At 67.5% G+C, this 23,705-nt stretch carries 23 protein-coding genes; 12 read left to right on the top strand and 11 right to left on the bottom strand.

Features of this window, described 5'->3' with window-relative positions:
* Positions 1–53: 53 nt before the first annotated feature.
* Entirely contained in the window at positions 54–221 is a 168-nt protein-coding gene (locus GGR89_RS20710; protein ID WP_167713069.1) for a hypothetical protein, read from the bottom strand.
* A 134-nt stretch (positions 222–355) separates the two neighbouring features.
* Between GGR89_RS20710 and GGR89_RS20705 the strand changes: the two genes are divergently transcribed.
* Together GGR89_RS20705 and GGR89_RS20700 are read left to right on the top strand one after the other, a co-directional pair.
* On the top strand, positions 356–2,353 hold the full coding sequence (locus GGR89_RS20705) for a RiPP maturation radical SAM C-methyltransferase (protein WP_125972413.1): 1,998 nt from the start codon (positions 356–358) through the stop codon (positions 2,351–2,353).
* Positions 2,354–2,446: 93 nt separating this feature from the next.
* Positions 2,447–2,827 (top strand): DCC1-like thiol-disulfide oxidoreductase family protein, encoded by a 381-nt coding sequence (locus tag GGR89_RS20700; RefSeq protein WP_125972411.1) that lies wholly within the window; start codon positions 2,447–2,449, stop codon positions 2,825–2,827.
* Positions 2,828–2,999: 172 nt separating this feature from the next.
* Here the strand turns inward: GGR89_RS20700 and GGR89_RS20695 are convergent, their stop codons facing one another.
* The 4 genes from GGR89_RS20695 to GGR89_RS20680 are packed head-to-tail and all read right to left on the bottom strand — an operon-like array spanning position 3,000 to position 7,874.
* On the bottom strand, positions 3,000–3,320 hold the full coding sequence (locus GGR89_RS20695; RefSeq protein WP_125972409.1) for an ArsR/SmtB family transcription factor: 321 nt from the start codon (positions 3,318–3,320) through the stop codon (positions 3,000–3,002).
* Positions 3,317–6,544 (bottom strand): efflux RND transporter permease subunit, encoded by a 3,228-nt coding sequence (locus GGR89_RS20690; protein ID WP_125972407.1) that lies wholly within the window; start codon positions 6,542–6,544, stop codon positions 3,317–3,319. Before GGR89_RS20690 ends, GGR89_RS20695 begins: the two co-directional genes overlap by 4 nt.
* Complete coding sequence (locus tag GGR89_RS20685) at positions 6,541–7,557, bottom strand: efflux RND transporter periplasmic adaptor subunit (RefSeq protein ID WP_342449856.1); 1,017 nt, start codon at positions 7,555–7,557, stop codon at positions 6,541–6,543. The genes GGR89_RS20690 and GGR89_RS20685 overlap by 4 nt, the downstream gene beginning before the upstream one ends.
* Before the next feature lie 2 nt (positions 7,558–7,559).
* Positions 7,560–7,874 (bottom strand): rhodanese-like domain-containing protein, encoded by a 315-nt coding sequence (locus GGR89_RS20680; protein ID WP_342449855.1) that lies wholly within the window; start codon positions 7,872–7,874, stop codon positions 7,560–7,562.
* A 100-nt stretch (positions 7,875–7,974) separates the two neighbouring features.
* Between GGR89_RS20680 and GGR89_RS20675 the strand changes: the two genes are divergently transcribed.
* The 3 genes from GGR89_RS20675 to GGR89_RS20665 are packed head-to-tail and all read left to right on the top strand — an operon-like array spanning position 7,975 to position 10,720.
* Positions 7,975–9,270, top strand: a complete 1,296-nt coding sequence (locus GGR89_RS20675; protein ID WP_125972403.1) for an NAD(P)/FAD-dependent oxidoreductase — start codon at positions 7,975–7,977, stop codon at positions 9,268–9,270.
* Positions 9,267–9,470, top strand: coding sequence for a YgaP family membrane protein (locus GGR89_RS20670; protein ID WP_125972401.1), 204 nt, complete (start codon positions 9,267–9,269; stop codon positions 9,468–9,470). Before GGR89_RS20675 ends, GGR89_RS20670 begins: the two co-directional genes overlap by 4 nt.
* Complete coding sequence (locus tag GGR89_RS20665; protein ID WP_125972399.1) at positions 9,467–10,720, top strand: TolC family protein; 1,254 nt, start codon at positions 9,467–9,469, stop codon at positions 10,718–10,720. The genes GGR89_RS20670 and GGR89_RS20665 overlap by 4 nt, the downstream gene beginning before the upstream one ends.
* 263 nt (positions 10,721–10,983) lie before the next feature.
* On the opposite strand, the gene GGR89_RS22930 is transcribed toward GGR89_RS20665, so the two are convergent.
* From GGR89_RS22930 to GGR89_RS20650, 3 genes are all read right to left on the bottom strand, one after another.
* Positions 10,984–11,160, bottom strand: coding sequence for an HdeA/HdeB family chaperone (locus GGR89_RS22930; protein ID WP_425338783.1), 177 nt, complete (start codon positions 11,158–11,160; stop codon positions 10,984–10,986).
* A gap of 214 nt (positions 11,161–11,374) precedes the next feature.
* Positions 11,375–11,677 carry a hypothetical protein gene (locus GGR89_RS20655; protein WP_125972397.1) on the bottom strand — a complete coding sequence of 101 codons (303 nt, stop codon included), beginning with the start codon at positions 11,675–11,677 and terminating at the stop codon, positions 11,375–11,377.
* Between the two features lie 91 nt (positions 11,678–11,768).
* Entirely contained in the window at positions 11,769–12,251 is a 483-nt protein-coding gene (locus tag GGR89_RS20650; RefSeq protein WP_164542606.1) for an outer membrane protein, read from the bottom strand.
* Positions 12,252–12,427: 176 nt separating this feature from the next.
* On the opposite strand from GGR89_RS20650, the gene GGR89_RS20645 reads away from it, so the two are divergent.
* The 4 genes from GGR89_RS20645 to GGR89_RS20630 all read left to right on the top strand — a co-directional run bounded on the left by GGR89_RS20645 (position 12,428) and on the right by GGR89_RS20630 (position 16,037).
* A complete protein-coding gene (locus GGR89_RS20645) occupies positions 12,428–13,000 on the top strand; it encodes an HdeD family acid-resistance protein (RefSeq protein ID WP_125972393.1) in 573 nt (190 codons plus the stop codon).
* A 293-nt stretch (positions 13,001–13,293) separates the two neighbouring features.
* Complete coding sequence (locus tag GGR89_RS20640; RefSeq protein WP_125972391.1) at positions 13,294–14,712, top strand: cytochrome ubiquinol oxidase subunit I; 1,419 nt, start codon at positions 13,294–13,296, stop codon at positions 14,710–14,712.
* A complete protein-coding gene (cydB, locus tag GGR89_RS20635) occupies positions 14,712–15,713 on the top strand; it encodes a cytochrome d ubiquinol oxidase subunit II (protein WP_125972389.1) in 1,002 nt (333 codons plus the stop codon). Before GGR89_RS20640 ends, cydB begins: the two co-directional genes overlap by 1 nt.
* A gap of 84 nt (positions 15,714–15,797) precedes the next feature.
* Complete coding sequence (locus tag GGR89_RS20630; protein ID WP_164542605.1) at positions 15,798–16,037, top strand: threonine/serine exporter family protein; 240 nt, start codon at positions 15,798–15,800, stop codon at positions 16,035–16,037.
* Between the two features lie 113 nt (positions 16,038–16,150).
* Here the strand turns inward: GGR89_RS20630 and GGR89_RS22110 are convergent, their stop codons facing one another.
* A complete protein-coding gene (locus GGR89_RS22110) occupies positions 16,151–16,525 on the bottom strand; it encodes a hypothetical protein (protein ID WP_209092437.1) in 375 nt (124 codons plus the stop codon).
* 21 nt (positions 16,526–16,546) lie between these two features.
* On the opposite strand from GGR89_RS22110, the gene GGR89_RS20625 reads away from it, so the two are divergent.
* Complete coding sequence (locus GGR89_RS20625; protein WP_126002020.1) at positions 16,547–17,389, top strand: alpha/beta fold hydrolase; 843 nt, start codon at positions 16,547–16,549, stop codon at positions 17,387–17,389.
* A gap of 64 nt (positions 17,390–17,453) precedes the next feature.
* Here the strand turns inward: GGR89_RS20625 and GGR89_RS20620 are convergent, their stop codons facing one another.
* Positions 17,454–18,077 (bottom strand): response regulator transcription factor, encoded by a 624-nt coding sequence (locus GGR89_RS20620; RefSeq protein WP_241217790.1) that lies wholly within the window; start codon positions 18,075–18,077, stop codon positions 17,454–17,456.
* Between the two features lie 354 nt (positions 18,078–18,431).
* Between GGR89_RS20620 and GGR89_RS20615 the strand changes: the two genes are divergently transcribed.
* Positions 18,432–19,121: a response regulator transcription factor gene (locus GGR89_RS20615; protein WP_241217789.1), complete on the top strand. Its 690-nt coding sequence runs from the start codon at positions 18,432–18,434 to the stop codon at positions 19,119–19,121.
* A gap of 63 nt (positions 19,122–19,184) precedes the next feature.
* The gene (locus GGR89_RS20610) at positions 19,185–19,550 is read left to right on the top strand and encodes a response regulator transcription factor (protein WP_125972381.1); all 366 of its coding nucleotides are present in this window, start codon (positions 19,185–19,187) and stop codon (positions 19,548–19,550) included.
* 21 nt (positions 19,551–19,571) lie between these two features.
* Here GGR89_RS20610 and GGR89_RS20605 read toward each other — a convergent pair whose 3' ends face one another.
* Positions 19,572–23,654, bottom strand: coding sequence for a trifunctional serine/threonine-protein kinase/ATP-binding protein/sensor histidine kinase (locus tag GGR89_RS20605; protein ID WP_125972379.1), 4,083 nt, complete (start codon positions 23,652–23,654; stop codon positions 19,572–19,574).
* Between the last annotated feature and the right edge of the window lie 51 nt (positions 23,655–23,705).

Genomic DNA, 23,705 nt, shown 5'->3' with positions numbered 1-23,705 from the left:
GATCGGCTCCGCTACGCTACGCCTCCCGCCCAGGCTGGCATCACAGGCGCGCATCAACTAACTATGCAACCGGACCAGTCGTCGCAGGCAGTCCACATCCGGATCAGGGCATGAAGCAAATGGCAGAAATTTTCCGTCCCGTAGACCTCAGCCACGGTTCGAGTATCCGGCGTCTCGCGGCTAGCGAGATATTGATCGAGGCTCGTGGCGATGTCCGTCATGAACCGATGCGCTCCATCCCTTGCCGGGCCGGCGATGGCGCTCGGTCAAATCATCGCTCGACAGCCGATTGCCCAGTCAGATACTATACCGCCGAAAATAAATCCGGTCGCTTCGTGAAATAGTCAAGCTGGCAATGCCCGTTCGGGCGCGCCGCAAGAAGGACGACGCTGTGGCGGAAGCTTCCAGAAGTCGGACGGACGTACTTCTCGTCAGCATGCCTTTCGGCATGCTCCACAGTCCGTCGCTGGCGCTCGGCATCCTCCAGGCCCGGCTTGAGGATGCCGGGATCACGACGCAATGCCGCCATTTCACCGTCGATTACGCAGCTCGGATCGGCAAAGTGGCATATGAGCGCATTGCCGGCGGGTTCCCCAGCACGACATCCTTGCTCGGCGAGTGGATCTTCAGTCACGCGCTGAATCCCCGTTCCGCCGAGGAGCAGGCCGCCTACCTGCAGCAGGTCTTTGATTCGCCTGGCGGGGATACGCAAGAGGCCGGGCCTTCTGCATCGCGCGTCCTGGAGCGCGAGTTGCGGCTGAAGATGATCGAGCAGATCTTGCGGCTGGCCTCCGAGGCGGGCGAGTTCATCGAATTTGCGGCGCGCGACATTCTCGCAGCGAAGCCGCGCCTGGTGGGGCTGACCTCCATATTCGAGCAGAACCTGGCGTCGATCGCCCTGGCCCGGCGCCTGCGCGCCTTGGCGCCCGACCTCATCATTCTGCTGGGCGGCGCAAATTGCGAAGGCGAGATGGGCGCCGAACTTTCCCGCCAGTTTCCATTCATCGACCTGGTGGTATCGGGCGAAGCCGATCTGATCGTGACTCCGCTCGTGGCCGGCCTGCTCGAAGGGATTGCCTGGCCCGACAATCCCGCGCTCGTCGGGCTGGTCGAGCGGTCGGAGAGCGCCCCCAGGTTCATTCAGGCCCGGCTCGTTCGCGACATGAGCGGACAGCAGAGGCCTGATTTCAAGCCTTATTTCTCCGACCTTGCTCGGTACCCCGCGCTCGCGAAGCAACTGAAAGTAGAAATCCCGATGGAGGCCTCGCGCGGGTGTTGGTGGGGCGTGAAACACCATTGCACGTTTTGCGGCCTTAACGGTGCTTCGATGTCCTTCCGCAGCAAGTCGCCCGCGAACGTCTTGAACGACATTCGCTTTTACGTCGGAGCCTATCCCGATTGCGACATCTGCTTCGTCGACAACATCATGGATCGCGAATATTATCGCACGCTGTTGCCCGAACTGGCCCGGGCTGACAGCGGCACCAGCTTCTTTTTCGAGATCAAGAGCAATGTGAGCAAGGACGAGGTCCGAGCCCTGCGCGATGCAGGCGTCCGCCACATCCAGCCCGGTATCGAAAGCCTGAGCGATCCGGTGCTACGTCTGATGCGAAAGGGCGTCTCGGCCATCCAGAATCTGCAGTTGTTGAAGTGGTGCATGGAATTTGGCGTGCGGGTCGACTGGAATGTGCTGTGGGGCTTCCCCGGCGAGTCTCCCGAAGATTACGAAAAAATGGCGGAACTGATGCCTCTGTTGTGGCACCTCGAACCACCTGCGCGCGGGTCGCGCGTGCGCCTCGACCGGCACAGTCCCCACTTCACTGCCGCCGAGGCGTTCGGTTTTCGGCACCTTCGCCCATTTCCCAGCTATTTCCAGGTCTATGCGGGCTTGCCCAGACAGGCCGTGACGAACCTGGCCTTCTTCTTCGCGGCCGAGCACGACCTCGACCGGCACGTCGACACCTACACCAGCACGTTGCAACGGCAGATCGATCGATGGCGCAGCGCCCATCGGGAAAGCACGCTATTCTATCTCAAGGATGAAAGCAGCTTCGTGGTTCTCGATTCCCGCCGGGGGCGCTCGCATGCGCCAGGTCAAACGATCCGGGGGCTGGCTGCCAAAATCCTCGCGGAATGCGACAAGGGGCGCTCCCAGCACATGCTCGAGCGAGAATTGCCGGATTATTCGCCGGAGGAAATCGCACGCGAACTCACCGCGCTATGCGACCTCGGCCTGATGTGGTGCGACGGCAAGAGCTACCTGTCCTTGCCGGTCTGCCTGACCACGTATCTCGAGTCGCGCCCAAGCGAGCGCCTGCTCGACGGGATCGAGACATTGCTTGGAACGGTCTGAGGATTGGCGCGCGATTCCCCGCCGTTGCGCTTCGTGCAGGACGAGGAGCGTTTGCAATTTGAGGGCTTGCCCAGGCCTTGTGGATCACGGTCGATGAACGACGCTTCCCAATGTGAAACGCTCGTCCTGCTCTACGACGGGGAATGCCCGTTCTGCACCCATTATTGCGCGATGGCCGCGCTTGCGGCACGCGGGATCGCGGTAGAGTTGCACGATGCGCGCGAAGCAGCAAATCGAACACGATTTCCAGCGGCGTCGCGCTACGATCTCGATCGAGGTATGCTCGCCTTGTGGCGGGGCAAGGCATTTCACGGTGCGGACGCCATGAACCTGGTCGGGATACTGATCGAGGAATCACCCTGGAGCGGGTTGATGCAGCATCGCTGGCTCGCGTCGTTTTGCTATCCGGCGCTCAGGCTGGTACGCAACGCGGCCCTCGCTGTCCGGCGGGTTCCGCGCATTGGTGGACGATGACATTCCGCCGCAAGCGGCAGCTGCGCGAGCCGCGTTCGGCCGCCAGCGCTGCTCTCTTGCGCGTCCAGGGTATTCAAGCCGGGTTGCAGATGCCGATGATCGGGCCCGCTCTCGCCCTGCCTCCCGCAACATGACCGTCGAGCGAGGGACGCCTCCGCAATGCCCGAGCGCGCTACGCCTCGGACTTGGGCGTGGGCTGGCAGGCGCTGCACAGCGCGTCGAAGATTTGCCGGACCTGCGGGTCCGCGATCGAGTAGAGCCGGGATTGCTGGTCCGCCCGGACCGAGACCGCGCCGGCCTCGCGCAACAAGGCGAGGTGCTGCGAAACCGCGGACTGCGCTAGGCCGGTCACTTCGATCAGTTCGCCGACCGAGGCCTCGCCTTCGGACATCCGGCACAGCATCACCAGCCGCGCCGGGTTCGCCATCGTGCGCAGATTGCGCGCAAGCCCCTCGGCCTGATCGCGCATCTGCTCGATCGTCATATCCTTCATGCGTGCGACACCTTCGTTATGGGCCGACCATCCTCGCGCAGCACCACATAGATGGCGGGGATGACGAGGACGGTCAGCAGCGTCGACGATGCCAAGCCGAACAGCAGCGAAATCGCAAGCCCCTGGAAGATCGGGTCGGTCAGGATCACCGCCGCGCCGATCATCGCCGCCGCCGCGGTCAGCACGATCGGCTTGAAGCGGATCATCCCTGCCTCCAGCAGCGTATCGCGCAGCGACTTGTCCTCGGTCCGGGCATGGCGAATGAAATCGACCAACAGGATCGAGTTCCGCACGATGATGCCGGCCAGCGCGATAAAGCCGATCATCGACGTCGCGGTGAACGGCGCACCGAACAGCATGTGCCCGGCGACGATGCCCACCAGGGTCAGCGGGATCGGCGTGAGGATCACCAGCGGCAGCTTGAAGTTGCCGAACTGGGCGACGACCAGCACATAGATCGCCAGCAGCGCCACCATGAACGCCGCGCCCATGTCGCGGAAGGTGACCCAGGTGATCTCCCACTCGCCGTCCCACAGCAGCGACGGACGGCTTTCGTCCTCGGGCTGGCCGTTGAGGCGGATCTCGGGCTTCTGCAGTCCCTGCGCGGCCCAGTCGTGCCGGGCGATGGCGTCGTCCACCGCGAGCATGCCGTAGATCGGCGCTTCGTAGCGGCCCGCCAGCTCGGCGGTGACCATCGTCGCGCCGCGACCGTCGCGGCGATACAGATTGGGCTCGGCCTGCTCCATCCGCGCATCGACCAGTTCGCCGAGCGGCAGCAGCTGCGGGCGTCCGGCGGCTTGCGTCACCGCAACGGGCGTCGCGGCAAGCGCCTGGCTCCAGCTGCGCTGCGCCTGATCGAGCCCGATCTGGATCGGCAGCGGATCGCGGCCGTCGCCCTGCGGCGCGTAGCCGGCCACCATGTCGCCCATCAGCGCGCCGATCGAGTCGAACAGCTGACGCTCGGACAGGCCATAATGGTCGAGCCGGTCGCGCTGGGACACCAACCGCAACTCGGGCGCAGGCTGGCCGAAGCTGTTGTCGACATCGACGAGGAACGGCACCGAGTTGAACAGCTTTTCCACTTGCAAGGCCGTCGCGCGGCGGGTGGCTTCGTCCGGCCCGTAGATCTCGGCGAGCAGCGTCGCCATCACCGGCGGCCCCGGCGGGGTCTCGACCACCTTGATCGAGCTCCCCGCAGGCAGCGCCAGCGCCTTGAGCTTCTCGCGCAGCGCCACGGCAATGGCATGGCTGGCGCGGGCACGGTCCTCCTTGGGCGCGAGGGTGAGCATCACATCGCCCATCCAGGGCTTCGCGCGCAGGAAATAGTGGCGGACCAGCCCGTTGAAGTTGAACGGCGCCGAGGTGCCGGCATAGGCCTCCATCGCGGTCACCTCGGGCACGGTGCGGGCAATCGCCGCGGCCTGCTCCAGCACGCGCGAGGTCGCCTCCAGGCTGGTGCCCTCGGGCATGTCGACGACGAGCTGAACTTCGGACTTGTTGTCGAAGGGCAGCAGCTTCACCGTCACCGCCTTGAAGTAGAACATCGAGCAGGCAAGCAGGGTCGCCACGCCGACCGCGATCAGGAAATTGCGCGCGCTCGCCCGGCTGCGGATCACCCGCGCGGCGACGCGGCCGTAGAGCGCGCCGAGCTTGCCGCCCTGCGCGTCGTGGTGCCCGCCGCCCTCCGCCAGCGTCTTGCGCGCGAAGCGGATCATCAGCCACGGCGCGATGATCACCGCAACGAAGAAGGAAAACACCATCGCCGCCGAGGCGTTGATCGGAATGGGCGCCATGTACGGCCCCATCAGCCCCGAGACGAACAGCATCGGCAGCAGCGCCGCCACCACGGTCAGCGTCGCGACGATGGTGGGATTGCCCACCTCCGCCACCGCGTCCACCGCCGCATCCACCCGGCTGCGCCCGTCGCCCATTGCCCAGTGGCGCGCGATATTCTCGATCATCACGATCGCATCGTCGACCAGGATGCCGATCGAGAAGATCAGCGCGAACAGGCTCACCCGGTTGATCGTGAAGCCCATCAGGTTCGATGCGAACATCGTCAGCAGGATGGTGGTGGGAATGACGATCGCGGTCACCCCCGCCTCGCGCCAGCCGATCGCGAAGCCGATCAGCAGCACGATCGATCCGGTGGCGAGCGCCAGGTGGAACAGCAGTTCATTGGCCTTGCTGTTGGCGGTCTCGCCATAGTTGCGGGTGACGGCCACCTGCACGGTGTTCGGGATCAGGCTGCCTTCCAGCGCATGGACGCGCTGGACGATCGCGCTGGATACGGTGACGGCATTGGCACCGGCTCGCTTGGCGATGGCGAGGCTGACGGCGGGGGCATTCGCCCAGCCGTCGCCATTTCGCCACCAGCGCCAGGCGCGCGCCTGGTCCTCGGTCGGCGCCTGGGTGACGCTGGCCACGTCGCGCAGATAGACCGGCGCGCCGCTTACCGAGCGCACCACCAGCGCGCCGACCTGATCGGCGGTTGCCAGCGTCCGCCCAGCGATCAGCTGGGCCGACTGGCCGCCCTCCCGCACGCTGCCGGCGGGGAAGCTGCGGTTGGCCTGCGAGGCGGCCTCGATCACGCTCTGCAGCGGCACCTGCTGCGCCGCGAGCCGAGCGGGATCGGGGGCGATGCGGATGGCCTCGCGCTGGCCGCCGACCAGGAAGGTCAGGCCGACATTGTCGACCTTGGCGATCTCGGTCCGCAAGCGGCTGGCGAGTTCGTACAGGGTCTGGTCGTTCCACTGGCCCGGCGCGCCCGCCTTGGGCGTCAGCGTCAGCACCACGATCGGCACGTCGTTGATGCCGCGCACCGTCACCTGCGGCGCCGGAATGCCGACGGGGATTCGGTCGATGTTCGCCTTGATCTTCTCGTCGACCCGCGTCGCCGCATCCTCGGGCCGCGAGCCGACCAGGAAGCGCGCCGTCACCAGCACCCCGCCCGATTCCGCCTGGGTATAGACATGCTCGACGCCGTCGACCGACTTGACGATCGTCTCCAGCGGCTTGCCGACCAGCTCCACCGCGTCGCTCGCCGAAAGCCCCGGCGCGGCGACGCGAATGTCGACCATCGGCACGCTGATCTGCGGCTCTTCCTCGCGCGGGATCGTCATCGTTGCGATCAGGCCGACCAGGATCGCCGCGAGCAGCGCCAGCGGCGTCAGCGGCGAGCCGATAAAGGCACGGGCGAGCCGGCCGGAAATCCCGAGGCTCACTTGCCGCCCCCGATCGCCAGCCGGTCGCCCGGATAGACGCCCGACAGGATTTCCACCTGCGCCGGATCGGCCACCGGCGCGGTCTGCACGGGCACGGTAGCGGTGGTGCCGTCGGCAGCGACCAGCGTCACGCTGTCGACGCCGAACCGGGTCGTCACCGCCTTGCGCGGCACCACCAGCGCCTGCCGGCTGCCCGCTGCTACCTTGGCGGCGACACGGCGGCCGATCAGCCGGTCGTCGATGCCCGGCATCGCGACATCGGCGAGCACCTGCCCGCCCTGCACCGCCGGATAGATCTTCGTCACGCTGCCCCGCACGGGCGCTGCATCGAGCGTCGCCAGCACCGCTGCGCCCGGCCGCACCGTCGCCGCCAGGCTCTCGGGCAGCTCGAGCCGGAGCAGCGGTTGGCCGTCGGCGATCGTGGCGATCACCATACCCGGTGCCACCGCCGATCCGGCCGGGATCGGCGCGAGCAGCACCCGGCCGCTGGCGGGCGCGACGATCGCGCCCTGCCCCGCCACCGCGTTCACCGCCGCCTGCTGCGCCCGCGACGCGCGGATCTGCGCCTCGGCGGCGCGGGCGCCCGCCTGTGCCTGGTCGAGCCGCGCCTTGGCGTAGACGCCATTGTCATAGAGGAAGCGCGTGCGCGAAAGCTCTGCCTGGGCATTGGCCGCTTGCGCCTCGGCCGCTGCCGCCTGCGCCGCATAGGCCCCGCTCTGCGGGCCGAGCTGGCTGTCGACGATGCGGCCAAGCAGTTGCCCCTTGGTGACCCGGTCGCCCTCCTGCACGAGGAGCGTGGTGAGAATGCCAGGGATGCGCGCGAGCGCCTGCGCCTGCCGGATCGTGCCGATGCTGGCGCTCACCGAACGCCAGTCGGGCACCGCCCCGCGCGCCACCGTCACCATGGGTCCGGCATAGCGGGCGGACGCTGCCGGCGGTGCCGAAGCCTCGCCGCCACAGGCCGCCAGGGGCACCGCGACCGACAAGGCCCAGGGGAGCAGACGCGCGCGCACCGTCAGGCGCCCCGCACCAGCGGAAAGCCCGCGGCGGTCCAGGCATTCACCCCGCCGGCAAGGTGCGTATCCACTGCCGCCTGCGCCGCCGCGCACCGATCGAGTGCCATCGCCGAGCGCTTGCCGCCCAGGCAATGGAGCACCAGCGTCTTCTCGCCTGCCTGCGGCAGCGCCGCCGCATCGAATCGTGAAAGCGGCAGGTTGACCGCGCCGGCGACGTGCCCAGCCGCGAATTCATCTGGCTCGCGCACATCGACCACCAGTGCCGACTCGGCATCGAGCATCGCCTTCAGCTCCGCTGCCTTCACTTCCCGCATCACCCGCCTCCGTCCGAAACCAAACATCGCACCCTCCATTTGCACTTGCTAATATGATATATTGCGTATATTAGTCAAGAACAATGTAGGAGAGCAGGCCATGGGCGACTCACAAATCGTGGTGCTCGGCGCGGGACTGGGAGGCACGATCGCCGCCTATGAGATCCGCGCCGCACTCAAGGGCAAGGCGCAGGTGACGGTCCTCAACAAGGGCGACGATTACTGGTTCGTGCCCTCGAACCCATGGGTGGCCGTTGGGTGGCGCGAGCCCGAGGCGATCCGGGTGCATCTGCCGCCGGCGATGGCCCGGCACGGCATCGCCTATTCCGGCGTCGGCGCCGCCAAGGTCCATCCAGAGGAGAACCGCGTCGAACTGCTCGACGGCAGCTCGATCAGCTATGACTATCTGGTCATCGCCACCGGGCCCGAACTCGCCTTCGACGAGATCCCAGGCTTCGGTCCCGCCGGCCATACCCAGTCGGTCTGCCAGACCGATCACGCCAAGCGCGCGCACGATGCCTTCGAGGAACTCTGTGCCAATCCGCGGCCGATCGTGGTCGGCGCAGCGCAGGGCGCGTCCTGCTACGGCCCAGCCTATGAGATGGCGATGGTGCTCGATACCGAGCTCAAGCGCCGCAACATCCGCGACCGCGTGCCGATGACGTTCGTCACCCCCGAACCCTATATCGGCCATCTCGGCCTGGACGGCGTCGGCGACACCAAGTCGCTGCTCGAAAGCGAGATGCGCAACCGCCACATCAAGTGGCTCACCAACACGCGCGTGAAAGGCGTCGAGGACGGCGTGCTTCATGCCGAGGAAGTCAACGAGGACGGCTCGCTCAAGAAGGCGCATGATCTCGATTTCGGCTGGGCGATGCTGCTGCCGGCCTTTCGCGGCGTCGATGCGGTGCAGGGCATCGCCGGGCTCAGCAACCCGCGCGGCTTCATCCTGACCGACAAGCACCAGCGCAACCCGGCCTATCCCAATATCTTCGCGCTCGGCGTGTGCATCGCCATCCCGCCGACCGGGCCGACGCCGCTGCCCGTGGGCGTGCCCAAGACCGGCTTCATGATCGAAAGCATGGTGACGGCGATCGCCCAGAACCTGAAGCAGCTCCACGACGGCGAGGAGCCCAGCCACGAGGCGACGTGGAACGCGATCTGCCTCGCCGATTTCGGCGATGGCGGCGTCGCCTTCGTCGCCAAGCCGCAGATCCCGCCGCGCAACACCAACTGGTCCGCGCACGGCAAATGGGTGCACCTCGCCAAGATCGGCTTCGAGAAATACTTCCTCCGCAAGGTGCGCCGCGGGGAAAGCGAACCCTTTTACGAAAGCCTCGCCCTGCATGTGCTCGGTGTGAAGAAACTGCGCCTCGGAACAGGAGCTCGTCCATGACCCTCGATTCTGCCGTGCTCGCCTTTGCGGGCTGTGTCGTGCTGCTCAGCGCCACGCTGTCGCTGACCGTGCATCCCTGGTGGATCGCGCTGACGCTGTTCGCCGGTGCGAACATGCTCCAGGCCGCGTTCACCGGCTTCTGCCCGGCGGCGATGGTATTCAAGGGGCTCGGCGTGCGGCCGGGAACGGTGTTCCGGTGATCCGCCGTGGCGCCCTGCTGCTGGGGCTTGCGCTGGGTGCGGCGCTGCCCGCCCAGGCCCAGTCGCTCGACGCGGTGATCGCCGCCGCGCTCGACCATGCCCCGGAACTCGCCGCCGCGCGGGCGCGCGAGGCAAGCGCCGGCGCCCGGCTCGACCAGGCCCGTGCCGAGCGGATGCCGGTGGTGACGCTGCAGGGCCAGGTCGCCGCCGGGCGGATCGATCCCCAGGGCTTTTTCGGCCTCCGCGCGGACAATGTGAACCCGCGCTCGGCGCAGCTCGGCACCGAGCTGCCGCTGTTCACCGGCGGACGCACCACCGCCGCCACCGCCCAGGCCCGCGCGGGCTTGGCGGCAGCCCAGGCGGGCAGCGACGCCGTGGCGCTGGAGCTGCGCGTAGCGGTGGTCCGCGCCTATGCAGGTGCCGTTGCGGCGCGGGAGAATGCGAATAGCTATGGCCGGATGGTCGCCACGCTCGCGGAGATCCGCCGCCAGGCCGGGCTGCGATTCCAGTCGGGCGCGGGCACCAGCACCGAGGTCGCCCAGGCCGAAGCCCGCATCGCCGAGGCCGAAGCGGCGCGTGCCGCGGCGCTCGGCCAGGAACAGGTTGCTCTCGCCACGCTGGCGTCGCTCACCGGCATGCCGGTCCAGCCGGATGCCACCCTCGCGCCACCGCCGCCCCCTGCCCTCGCGCGCGCCGCTGCCGTCGAGCAGGCGCTGGCCCATAACCCGGCGCTGGCCGCCGCCCGCCGGATGGCCGAGATGGCCGACGCCGGCGTCCGCGCCGCGCGGGCGGAACGCCTGCCGGTGGTGGGCGCCTATGCCGAGGCCGCGACCGTGCGCGACCAGTTTTTCCCAGGCTACAAGGCCGACACCGCCAGCATCGGCCTGCGCGCGCGCTGGACGCTGTTCGATGGCGGGCGGACGAGCGCCCGGCAACGGGGCGCGGAAGCCGATCGCGCCGAACGCGAGGCGCAGACACGCGCCACCGCCGCGATGGTCGAGCGCCAGACGATCGGTGCCTACGAAGCGCTGAGGAGCGCCCGCGCCACCTATGACGCCGCGACCAAGCGCGTCACGGCCGCCGCCGCCGCGCTGCGCGGGGTTCGCCTCGAGGCGCAGACGGGCGCGCAACCGATGCTCGCCGTGCTCGACGCCGAACGCGAATCCGCCGCCGCCGAAGCCGCCCGAACCGAAGCCGCCGCCGACATGCAGGTCCAGGCCCAGGTGCTGACGAGCATGCTGGGGGGCTGACGCGGCCGCTGGCCGAACGGCTACCTGGCGGGAGCCCGCGTTCTGCCCCTCGTTGCAGCCTGGAGGCCCTGACGATGGTCCGCCTGCGCTGCGGGGCGATCACCGCCTCGCGTTGGAAATGGCGCGGCAAATTGCCACCTCGGACGGGGAGGTGCTGCATCGCGCAGTCGATCAAGCTTGGCGACGGCGCGGTGCCCCGAGCATCGATCCCGGAGCACCGACATTCCCGCCGTTCTTCGGCACGCTACCGAAAGCGTCAGGCTTCAGAGCCTGTGCCAAACGGCCCGAATGCGCTGCATCAGCGTCTCTTCCGGACGGGTCTTGCACGACCGCACGACGACGGGCGTCAGGCGATCGACGTCCTCGACATCGAAGATGATGTCCTCCGGCTTCTTCGCCCTGTTGTAGCCAACGGTGTAGGAGAGGACCTGCGGCTGCAGGCGGGTTTGCAGGCTGAGGATTCGCGGCAGGTGATCTTGTCGATCTGCTTGCCCTTAACCTCGGTACGGGTCGTCGTGATAACGCCTTGCTTGGCAGAGATGGACTGGGCAAGCGCCGGCACCGCGCCGACGGCGATCGCGGCAAGGCAAAGCGCTGCGCTGAACCTTTTCATCTTCGTTTCCTTCGCTTCAAAAGCATCCATGGGGGCCGGCATCACTTGCGCTGCAGGCACTCGTCCCGACGCTGCTTGCTGCACGGCGGATAGGTCTTTCGGGGCGCCGGCGGCGGAAAGGCTTCGGAGGGCGTCAAAGTCTGCGGCACGAAGTCGACCTTCGTGGCGGGCGTCACGGGACCGTCGATGGCGGGGGCTGCCGGCGCGTAGCCCCCCGGCGTCTCGACGGCGCGGAAGCCGCTCGCATCGGTGAAGCTGCGGTCCTGCTGGACCGTCTGCGCGCTCGCCTGGCCGGCGACGCCGAGGAGGGTGGCCGCAGCAGCGGCGAGGATCGTACGAATCATGGTTTACTCCGTCAGTTGCTCCACTGGAGCGATTTCCGATCAGCGGGGGAGCGTGGGGCGGCTGCGGCGCAGCCCGCCCCCCAGGTCGGCATCAGAAGCGCAGGCCCACGCCCGCGAGGATCTGGTTGCGGTGCACGTCGGCCGAATAGTGCGAGTAGCGATATTCTCCCGAAAGGTAGACGGCGCGGGTGATCGCATATTCGGCACCGACGCCCAGGCGATAGCCGTCGCCGTCGGTCGCACGGTCGACGTTGCCGGTGGACGCGCGCTCCAGCCGCGTGGAAAAGCGGGCGTTGCTGTAGCCGAACTTGCCATAGACCAGCAGCTTGGGGTTCAAGACATAGCCCAGGCGCCCGCCGACATAGAGGTCCCGGTCGGCTCGCTCGCACCGCCGGGCGCCGGCACCCGCCGTCGCATACGGGCGACATTCCGACTGCGTCGAGTCGGCGATCTCGACCTCCGGCCCCACGCGCAGATTGCCGCGCGCCAGATCATAGCCAAGCGAGGCACCATAGACGAAGCCGTCACCGGCGACCCGGCTGCCGCCGCCGACACGGCCCCAGCCGGCTTCCACGGGTTCTCGATCCGGGTGGCTCGCTCGAGGGCTGGCTGTATTTCCAGCACGTGCCGTCTTCGAAGAAGACCGTCGACTTCGATGCGGCGATCCATTCGGAACGTGGCGCAAGCATCGGCAAGCTGTCGATCCCCTACACCTTCGGGTCCTGAGTTGCATCGCCGGGAGTCAGTCAAATGGTAGAAGACAAGATAAAGCTCGTGCGCCGAAGTGCGCACTACTGGTACCTCACTTCCCTGCAAGGCGCATTGCTGATCCTCGTCGGCGTCACGACCCTGTTGTATCCGCTTGCGAGTACCTTTACGCTCGGCCTCTATTTCGGCTGCACGATGATCGCCTTTGGCGTGCTCTCCACGGTCAACAACCTGGGCGCAGCACGGCATAGGGGGCACGCGCTCGATCTCTTCATCGGCGGCATCTCGATCGCCGCCGGCTTGCTGGCCCTTCTGGATCCCTTCGCGGGCGCCTTCAGCCTTCTTTGGGCACTCGGGCTGTGGCTGGCGATCGGCGGCATCCTGAAGCTGACGACGGCGTTCCGCACCCCTGCCGAACGCTTCCCGCTCCTCCTCACCGGGATGGTCGACCTGGTGGTCGCCCTGATCATTGCGTGGGAATGGGAGACGCTCGGGGTTCCGCTCCTGAGCCTGCTGATCGCGGTAAGCCTCGTAGCCGGCGGATTGGCCTCCATCCGCATCTCCCTGCGGCTGCGCCGTCTGAGTCGCGGATTCGGCAGGCTAGGTCACGCATGAGGCACATGCGGCGGCTTCCTCGCCCGAAGCCGCCGCACCCAGACGGCGGAACGCGCGCCGACCAGATCCCCGGCCCTGGAAACACCAGACCGGCGCATTGAAGTTCTCGAACCAATGCACGGGCATATCATACGAACATATGATGGAACCCGCGGGGTCCATGGCCGAGTTTCGCCGTCGAGAACAAGCCAAGCCGATCCCGTCCAGCGCCTTCTGAACAATAGTCCGAAGCAGCCCAGACGCACCGGGCGCCCAGGTGCGCGATCCTAAGCACCCCCGAGGAAGGCTAACCCATGATGTGGACAGCATTATTCCTTTCGCGATTGCAATTTGCCGCGACGATTTCGTTTCATATCCTGTTCCCCGCGTTCACGGTCGGCCTCGCGGCCTGGCTGTGCGTGCTGGAGGGGATGTCGCTTGCGACCGGCCGCCCCGTCTATCAGCGGCTGTTCTGCTTTTGGCGCACGATCTTCGCCGTAGCCTTCGGGCTGGGCGTCGTCTCCGGCATCGTCATGGCCTTCCAGTTTGGCACCAACTGGAGCGAGCTGTCGCGCCAGACCGGCGCCATCCAGGGGCCGCTGCTCGTCTACGAGAGCTTCACCGCCTTCGCGCTGGAGAGCAGCTTCTTCGGCGTGCTGCTGTTCGGCCGCGGACGCGTGCCCGGATGGCTCTATTTCTTCTCCTGCCTGATGGTCGCGCTCGGTACCACCATGTCGTCCTTCTGGATCATGGTGAACAACAGCTGGATGCAAGCGCCGGTCGGCTTCGTCCGCGGGGCCGACGGGCTGTTCCTGCCGACCAGCTGGCGCGAAATCCTGTTCAGCCCGGTGGTGTGGGTGCGCTTCCCCCACATGCTGCTCGCCGCCTATATCACCACCGCCTTCTGCGTCGCCGCGCCCGGGGCCTGGCATCTCCTGCAGGGCCGGTTCCTGCCGGAAGCGCGGGTGATGCTGCGGATGGGCCTCGGTCTTGCGGCGGTGCTGGTGCCGGTGCAGCTGGGCATCGGCCACCTCGTCGGCGACTATGTCCATGATCGCCAGCCCGCCAAGTTCGCCGCGATCGAGGCACGCTGGCACGACGAGCAGCCCGCGTCCGAAGTGGTGATCGCCTGGCCCGACGAAAAGGCCGAGCGCAACCGCTACGCGCTCAGCATTCCCTATGCCGGCAGCCTGATCGGGTCGATGAGTCTCACCTCGCGCGAAGTGGGCCTGACCGACTGGAAGCGGCAGGACCGCCCGCCGGTCGCCATCCCCTTCTTCGCCTTCCGGGTGATGGTCGGCTGCGGCGTGCTGATGCTGGGCATCGCTTGGGGCGGGTGCCTGCTGATGGCGCGGCGCCGGCTGGAGCGCAGCCGCTGGCTGCTCTGGGCGACGGCCGCGTCCTTTCCGCTCGGCTTCATCGCCACGGTGACCGGCTGGTTCGTCGCCGAGGTCGGGCGCCAGCCCTGGTCGGTCTATGGCCAGTTGCGCACGGCGGAGGCGGTGACGCCCTTCCTCTCCACCCCTATGGTCGCGGCGACGCTGGTGATGTTCGCGCTGGTCTACACGGCGATCTTCGGCTTCGGCGTGCTCGTCCTCGCCCGACTGATCGCGCGCGGCCCGGCGGGCGAAGCCGAGCCGCAGCTCGGCGAGACCAACCCCAAGCGGCCGCTCTCGGTGCCGGTCGGCACGGCGCCCGCCCCGCAGGATCATCGTGTCGAGGAGCTGATCTGATGCTTACCTTCTGGCTCGGCGTGCTGGCGCTGTCGATCTTCCTCTACGTCACCCTGGACGGCTTCGATCTGGGCGTCGGCATGTTGCTGCCGATGGCCGGCAGCGAGCGCGAGCGGCGGGCGATGCTCGCGGCGGTGGCGCCGATGTGGGACGGCAACGAGACCTGGCTGGTCGTCAACGGCACGGTGCTGTTCGGCGTGTTCCCGCTGGTCTACGCCACCTTGCTCTCGGCGCTGTACCTGCCGCTGTTCGCGATGCTGGCGGCGCTGATCCTGCGCGGCGTCTCGTTCGAATATCGCGACAAGAGCGTCCGGTTTCGCGGCGTCTGGACCCATGCCTTTTTCGGCGGCTCGCTGGTGGCGAGCTTCATCCAGGGCGCGGCGGTCGGCGCGTTGGTCGAGGGGCTGCCGATCGTGGACGGGCGCTATGTCGGCGGTGCGTTCGGCTGGCTCTCCCCCTTTGCCCTGCTGTGCGGGGCGGGGCTGTGCCTCGGCTACATGCTGATGGGCGCCGGCTGGCTCGCCTACAAGACCCGGCTGGGCGTGCAGCGCCGCGCCTTCCGCCTGTTGCCGCGGCTGCTGATCGGCGTGCTGGCCTTCCTCGCGGCGGCCTTTGTCGCGGCGGTACGGCTGGACCTGCCGGTACTGGAGCGCTGGGCCGGGCATCCCGCGATGCTGATCGTGCCGGCGATCGGCGGCATTGCCGCGATCCTGCTGGCGGCGGGCGCGGCGCTGCGCCGCCCGTTGCTGCCCTTCCTGGCTGCAGTGCTGCTGTTCGCCTCGGCGTTCGGGACGCTGGCCCTCTCCTTCTACCCCTACATCATCCCCTACGCGATCACGGCTGCGCAGGCGGCGGCGCCGAGTAGCTCGCAGGCCTTCCTGTTCTGGGGCGCCGGCGTGGTGATCCTGCCGCTGACCCTGGCCTACACGCTGGCGGTCTATCTGCTGTTCAAGGGCCGGATCTCCCAGAGCGACCTGTATGGCGAACAGACCGAGCGCTAGCCCCACCATTTCAACATCGGCGGCGACCGCGTGCCCAAGGCGGTCTACCACGCCTGTGGCACTGTGAAGACGGCGCGTACACTGGTGAACGCCTCGGCGGGCCGCCTGCCCGGCCGGAAGCGCGATGCAACAGCGCGGGACGGCCCCGACCATCCGGCATGGCTGACGGTGATTGCCGTAGCGACGACCGCCGCGGCACTCGCGCGGCTGTTCGGCGCGGACAGCCCGGTGGTTGCCGCAGCGTTCCTGGCGGGCCTGATCAACACGGCCTTACGGCGAACGCTTCCGCGCTTGGGCGTCGCGCGACCGCGATCAGCGCCGTAATCAGCGGGCGATCGCCATCCTGCCGCTCCACCTCCTGCAGCTAGAGCATTTTCAAGTTGACCGTATACGGTCAACGACTCGGAAAATGCGGCAAACAAACATCTAGAGCGTCTTCACCCATGGTGAAAACGCTCTAAATCCGGCCCTGGGACACCGCGCGCATAATCCAAAGCTCCGCGTGGCATGCGCTTCGGCACGGATGCCAGCGAACAAGAGACCCTGAACGCTCTATGCGCGGCGCCGACAACACCACCCATTAGTATGATTATAAATCCCGGCAAGACTCCCATCTTCCGTTCGTCGGCGACCTTTTCGCCGTCATCGTCGCTCCACGATGCAACATTGCGAACCAACGGGAAATCGTCATGAACCTTACCCTTCCCTCGAAGAAGCCGAACCGGCGTGAGGTCCTGAAGGCAAGCAGCATCGTCGCGGCGGCCGTTTGCGGCGGGCAGGCGACGCTCCTGCACGCCCAGACCCTTGTACACGCTTCCAACGGAGAACATGCTATGAGCAGCGGCTATGTGAAGACACGCGACGGCACCGAGATTTTCTACAAGGACTGGGGCCCGCGGGATGCGCAGCCGATCATGTTCCATCATGGCTGGCCGCTGACGGCGGACGACTGGGACACGCAGATGCTGTTCTTCCTCGCCAACGGCTACCGCGTCGTTGCGCACGATCGGCGCGGACACGGGCGCTCGTCGCAAGTGTCGACCGGCAACGACATGGACCATTATGCCGCGGACGCCTTTGCCGTTGCCGAACATCTTGATCTGCGCAACGCCGTGCATATCGGCCATTCCACCGGCGGCGGTGAAGTCGCCCGCTACGTCGCCAAGTTCGGCCAGCCGCAAGGACGGGTCGCCAAGGCCGTGCTCGTCAGTTCGGTACCGCCGCTGATGCTGAAGACCGCCAACAATCCCGACGGAACGCCCCTTTCGGTGTTCGACGGCTATCGCGCGGCGCTCGCCGTGAACCGGGCGGCGTTCTACACCGCCGTCGCGTCCGGACCGTTCTACGGCTTCAACCGGCCGGGCGCGAAGGTCTCGCAGGCGGTGATCGACAATTGGTGGCGCCAGGGCATGATGGGGGGTGCCTTCGCCCAGTATGAAGGCATCAAGGCTTTTTCGGAGACCGACCAGACGGCGGACCTGAAGGCGATCCGCGTGCCCACCCTGGTGCTACAGGGCGATGATGACCAGGTCGTGCCCTATACCGATGCGTCGGAGCTGCAGATCAAGCTCCTCCCGCATGGCGAGATCAAGATCTACAAGAGCTTCCCGCACGGCATGCTCACGACGCATGCCGACGTGATCAACCTCGATCTGCTCGCCTTCATCCGGAAGTAACCCGGTCGGCCGACACCGGCGGAGGAGGACGTGACGTGCCGTCCTCCGCCGCATCTTGCGGACCTTAGGTGCCGCTGTACCGCCCGATGTTGGGATCCCGGACGCCGAGTTGCTCGGCCATGCGGACCAGATCGGCAAAGGACGGCGCCGCCATCTTGCGCATGACCTGGCCACGGTGGATCTTGACCGTGACCTCGCTTATCCCGAGCCGCGCCGCGATCTGCTTGTTCATCAGCCCGGCAACGACCAGCGCCATCACCTCGCGCTCCCGCGTGCTGAGCTGGCCGTAGCGCACTGCGATTTCGGCTACTTCGGCCGCATCCGCCATCTGGCGGCGATCGACCTCCAGCGCACGCGCCACCGCCGCCAGCAATTGCTCGGCCTCGAACGGCTTGGGAAGAAAGTCGATGGCGCCGGCGCGCATGGCCCGGACGGTCATGGGAATGTCGCCATGGCCGGTCATGAGCACGACGGGCGTGTTGTCGCCGCGCGCGCAAAGCACCTCCTGGAAATCCAGGCCATTCTCCCCGGACAGCTGGATGTCCAGCAGCAGGCAGGCGGGGGCCGCTGCTCGCGGATACGCGGCGTACTCGGCTGTACTGCCGTACAGGCGCACCACATGGCCCTCGGCGCGCAAAAGGCTGTCAAGCATGCGCCGCAGCTGGAGATCATCGTCGATGATGCTCACGATACCCTTCATGGCATTGGCGCTCGCGAACCGGAACGCAGGACATTGCCCGCTTTCCGGGCCGGGACGCATCTCTCGGTGACGGCCGCGCTGCCCCCCTCCGATCCGACCATTTCCCTGGCAAGCATGACTTCTCCCGAACGCAGCATCGCTTCGTCCGTGCTTCACCTGTCACCGGGGAGCAGCGCCATCATACAGATGTTTAGCGTCGGCGGCGCTGCTCGGATCGAGGCCGCCCGGCCACGCACCTGCGGGCGGAGATCGGGCGCTCGGCAGGCTTCGTAACACTCAAGTGTGATTGCGCGGATCCCATGCGCCTGTTGAAATCCGGCGAGACATTGGGAAGGATTTGCGATGCAGGCAGTGCATGCCTCGAGCCAGATGAGCGCCGTGCGTGGCCCGAAGAGCCTCGCCGGAGCGCGAGAGGACCAGCCTGTCGTGATCGTCATCGATGACGATGATCTGGTCCGGACGATGCTGCACAGCCTGTTGCGATCGGTGGGCTTCGCGACGCGCTGCTATGGCAGCCCGCAGGAAGCGCTGCATGCGCCGGCACCGGACGTGCCCGGCTGCATCGTGCTCGATGTCCGCATGCCGCAGATGAGCGGCTTCGAACTGCGCGAGCGGCTGAAGGAGCGCGGCTGGCACATTCCGATCATCTTCATGACCGGACACGGCGACATACCCATGTCGGTGAAGGCGATGAAGCAGGGCGCGATCGATTTCCTGCCAAAGCCCTTTCGCGACCAAGACATGATCGACGCCGTTGCGACGGCGATCAGCCGCGCCAGGGAGCATTGGGACGATCGCGAGCAGCACGCCGTGCTCCAGCAGCGCTGGCAGAAGCTCACGCCGCGCGAACGCGAGGTTTTGCAGGGCGTGACCCGAGGCCTGCTCAACAAGCAGATCGCCGCCGAGCTGGGGCTCGCCGAGATCACCGTCAAGCTCCACCGCGCCAGCATGCTGCGCAAGATGGGCGTGCGCACCGTGCCCGATCTGGTGCGCTCCTGGACCGCGCTGCAAAGCCGCACCCTTGCCTCGTAAGCCGCGTTGGCAAGCCCCGGCCGTGGGGCGTGACAGTTCTCGGCGCGCACTCGGGAGAACCCCTTGCAGAAGACTGTCATTGCCATCGTCGATGACGACCGGCTGGTCCTGGATGCGCTCGGCAGCCTGATTCGGTCGTGCGGATACGCCGCTGCGCTGTTCCCGTCCGCTACCGCATTCCTCGAGTCCGACCGGGAGGACGTCGCCTGCATCCTCTCCGATTATCAGATGCCCGTTGTCTCCGGCATCGCGCTCGCCCGCGAACTGCGCAAGACTGGCGATCGCACGCCCATCGTCCTGATGACGGCGTTCGCCCAGGACATCACCCGGGAGCAGGCGATGGCGGCAGGAATCGTCGAGGTGCTGGAAAAGCCATTGGAGGGCGAGCCCCTTCTGGCCGCAATCGAGCGCGCGTTGATCGCACTCTGACGCCCTCCCGCCAGCGCCGGTCTAGCGCACGGGGAGGGTGAGCCGAAAGACCGTCCCCTCGCCGCTCGTCGCGTCCAGCGTCAGGGTGCCGCCATGCACTTCGATGATCGACCGGCAGATCGCCAGCCCCATGCCCATGCCTTTGCCCTTGGTGGTATAGAGCGGCATGAAGATCTGATTGCGCACGGCCGGCGGAATGCCCGCGCCGGTATCGCGCACGATCACCTGCAGCGCGCCGTTCACGACGCCGGTACGAACCCAGACCCGCCTGTCTCCCTCCGGTTTCTCCGAAAGCGCGTCGAGTGCGTTGGTGATCAGGTTGAGCATCACCTGCTGCAGCTGCACGGGATCGCCGAGCACCTGCGCCTCGCCGCCATCGAGCTGGCAGGCCAGCGCGACGCCCTGCGCCTCGGCCTCCGTCTGCGTCATGCGGACCACCTCGCCGACCAACGGATCGAGCGCGAGCGGTGCGAGCGAGGCCTGGTCGCGCTTTGCCAGCGACCGCAGGGAGGCAATGATGTCCGCGGCACGCCGGGCGCCCGCACGAATACCCTGAAGACCGGCGACGGCCTCGTCGATGTCCGGCACGTCCCGGCGCAGCCAGCGAAGGCTGGCGTCGGCGCTGCCGATGATCGTGGCCAGAGGCTGGTTGACCTCGTGCGCGATCGAAGCGGCCAGCCCGCCCATCATCGCCAGCTGCGAGGTGCGCGCCAGTTCGATCCGCGCCAGTCGCAACGCCTCGCGGGAGCGCGTCTGGCGGTCGTTCTCCGCCGCTTGCCGCGCGCTGCGCAGCGCCACCTCCAGCCAGGCCGCTGCATGGTTTGCGAACGCGCCCAGCAACGCCAAGTTCAGCGGACCGCGCGCCTCGGCGGACGCGTCCGGGCGCAGATAGACCACGCCAATTCTCACGCCGTCGGCGAGCAAGGGACATCCCAGCGCCTCGCCCTCCTCCAGATACCGGGGGCGCGCCAGCCGCAGCAGCGCGAACAAGGTCGGCTCGGCGAGGACCTCCCGCGTCGGAAAGGCCCGCAGGCGTCGAACGTCGACGTCGCCGCCCAGGCGCTCGCCCATGACCTCGACCATCGGATTCCCGTCGTTGAGCAGGAGCAGCATGCCGCTCGACGCGGAGCATTGGCGCAGCATCGCGCGCAAAATCTCGGGCAGTATCGTGTCGGGGTCCTTCGCCCCCGCCAGCGCAAGCATTGCCGCCAGTACCTGCTCGGACGACGGGGCGCTGGTTGCCGGGTGCGGTTCGCCCGGCGATGCCCCGTCCTGGGCTGCGAGCGCATCGGCCTTTGCAGCTGCGCCCCAGCTTCGATAGTCCCGGCTCGCAGCCGCACGATGCATCCTGGCCAGAACCGAAAGGCCCTCGGCCGAGCAATGCAACGCCGCCCGCTCATGTGCCAGCGCACGCTCGTGGATGAACTCGCCCGAAGCCTCGATGGCGCCTTCGAAGCGCCGAAGCGCCTCCGCCCCCTCGCCGCGAAGGCGCGCCATCTCGGCCTCGACCAGCAGGCGCTTGTGCGCGAAGGTCTGCGGGTTCAGCGCCGCCCAGGCCTCCAGGCGGGCATGCGCAGGCGCCATTGCCGCGAGCGCCGTCCCGGGATCGTCGGCATCCGCCGCGGCCAGCGCCTGGAAGAAGGCGAGATAGCCGAGATCGATGTGCGCGGGCAGCGACCATGCGGTGTCCTGTGCCAGTGCCAGAAAACGGCATGCTGCGGCACTGTCGCCGGTCAGGAACGCCTCCATGCCGCGATACAGCGCGCGCCAGAAGGCGGTGGCTGCCGAAACCACGTCGCTGTCCGAAACGCGCGGGAGAGAATCGCCGCCGGACTGCAGCGCCTCGATCAGCCGCAGCTGCGAATCCAGCAAGATCTCGATGTCGCGAAAGCCATAGCGCCGTGTGAGCTTGATACCCTCCTCCGCTTCCGCACGCGCTTCGGAAAGCGGACGCCCCATCTGTAGCAGATCCGAGACGACGTGGTTGCGCGCATAGCAGGTCATCGCGGCATCGCCGGTCGAGCGACCGGCATGGACCGCAGCACGCGCATAGTCGAGCGCCGTCGAGAAAGGCTGCACCCAGGGCGCAAGCTGATCGAGGGCGAGGAGAGTCGCGGTACGCTGGTCTTCCAGGCCATGGTGTTCGACCAGCGCCAGCGCGGCCTGGCAATAAGCGAACCCATCCGCATAGCGCCCATAGCGGCTTGCGATCATCACCCCGTACCAGGCGAGGCCATAGGCAGCGTGCGGCGTACTTCCCCGCGTGATCGTCAATTCCACGATCCTTGCCACATGGGTGAACAGCAGGCTGTCGCCCGAGAAGGTCGCAACGATCAACGTCGACAGCAGCGACGTGGTTGCGCGCAGCACAGGGTCACGCGTGAGCGGACGCTTCGCCAGCGCCCTGTCCGGCCGCGGCCCCATCAACGCACGGACGCGCTCGTGCGCCGCATCGCAGATAGCATCGGAAGGATGGCGCTGGAGGGGCTGGCCGAGCAGCGCCAACCCCTCCAGCGCGGCCGCGATCGCACCCTCATAGTCGGACTGCATCGTGCGGATCGTGGCCAGCAGGCGGTAGGCTTGCCCGCGCTGCGCCAGCGGCAGGTCCCGCCCCACCAGCGCACGCACGATGCCCTCGGACTCCCCCACCTCGCCGCGGAGCAGAAGGGTTTCGGCGCGGAGCAAGCGGATCGCGGCGGCCAGCCGGGGACGAAGCGACCACCATTCCGGCGAGACCAGCCTATCGGCACCGTCGATATAGGCGGCACTCTGGTCGATCAGGCCGGACGTCAGCCCGCGCCGGCTCGCCTGCAGCAACAGCCGCGCGAAGCGTCGCCGGTCGCGGGGTCGCAGCAGCGCAGCGCCGGCGCCGTCGATCGCGCCGAGCGCCTGCGACGCGACCACGTGCAACGGCTCTCTTCCCTGCCTCGAACGCCGGAGCATCAACCGCGCGAGCCGGGCATGCTGGCGGGGGCGACGTCGCTCGTCCCCCAGCAGACGCGCGGCCTCCAGCACCTGGTCGTGCGCGAACGCGATCCCGCCGGGAACGTCCTTGAGCAACCCGAATGCCATCAGCGTCGGGGCCGCGGCCGCGATGTCCTCCTCCGGCAGACGCAGCGCGGCCGCAACCAGATCGATGGTCCCCTGTCCGCCCAGCAGGTCGAGGACCCGCAACATCTGCTTTTCCTCGGGCTTGAGCCTGGCGAGCCGGTACCGCATGAACGCGAACACGCCGTCGCCGTCGCGCCCGGTGCCGCCCTTCGGCGCGCGCGGCACCGCGCCGGCATCTTCGCGCATCGACCGGAGCAGATGCTCGATGAACAGCGGGTTGCCTGCCGCGCGCGCATGCACGGCCGCCGCTACGGCGGCGAGGTCGGCCGCGTCGATCGGCAATAGGGCGCGGAGCAGTTCGGCCGTGGCGGCGGCGCTGATCGGCGCCAGCTCGATCTCGGTGACGGGCGCGGCGGCGGTGCGCAGCCGCTCCAGATTGAGAGTTGCCGGTGTCACCGCGTCGCGAAAGGCCGCGAGGATCAACAGGTTGCTGGCCGGCCTTTCGCACAGATCGGTCAAGACGCCTGCCGTAAGCGCGTCGGCCCATTGCACGTCGTCGAGGAACAGGATCAATGGCCGGTCGCCATCGGCGATCGCGCGGACGAGCGTGCCGAGATCTTGCTGCAGGCGCTCCTTGACCAAGGTCGGCGGCAGATCTGCGGTGCGTCCGGAATGCTCCAGCAGCGCCTCTGCCTCCGGAATCACGCTGGAGAGGAACTGCCCGCCCGCCGGCAACCGCTCGCGCACGCGGTGGCGGACGGCAGCGAAGGTCTGGTGATCCGCGACGAGAAGCTCGTCGAGAGCGAGACGGATGGCCTGGACGATGGCACTCGCCTGGTCCGGCACAAGCTTGCACTTCCCCGCGGCGCGCAGGCAATCGGCGGCTTGCGGCACGGAAAGGGCACGATCCACCAGCGCAGACTTGCCGATGCCGGGAGGCCCGGAAAGCAGCAGCAGCTCCGACCGGCGGCTGGCACGGACCCGGTCCAGCATGTTTGCGAGCAGCGCCGTTTCGTGCAATCGCCCTACGAAATGATCCTTGAAACCCGACATTTTCGCGAGAAGCCCTTGCACCGTGCGACGTAGCGAACCTTCCCGAGGGGA

The sequence above is a fragment of the Sphingomonas trueperi genome (assembly GCF_011927635.1).
Lineage (GTDB): Bacteria > Pseudomonadota > Alphaproteobacteria > Sphingomonadales > Sphingomonadaceae > Sphingomonas > Sphingomonas trueperi.
The sequence above is the reverse complement of the archived record's forward strand: the minus strand, read 5'-3'. Positions and strand labels throughout refer to the sequence as shown.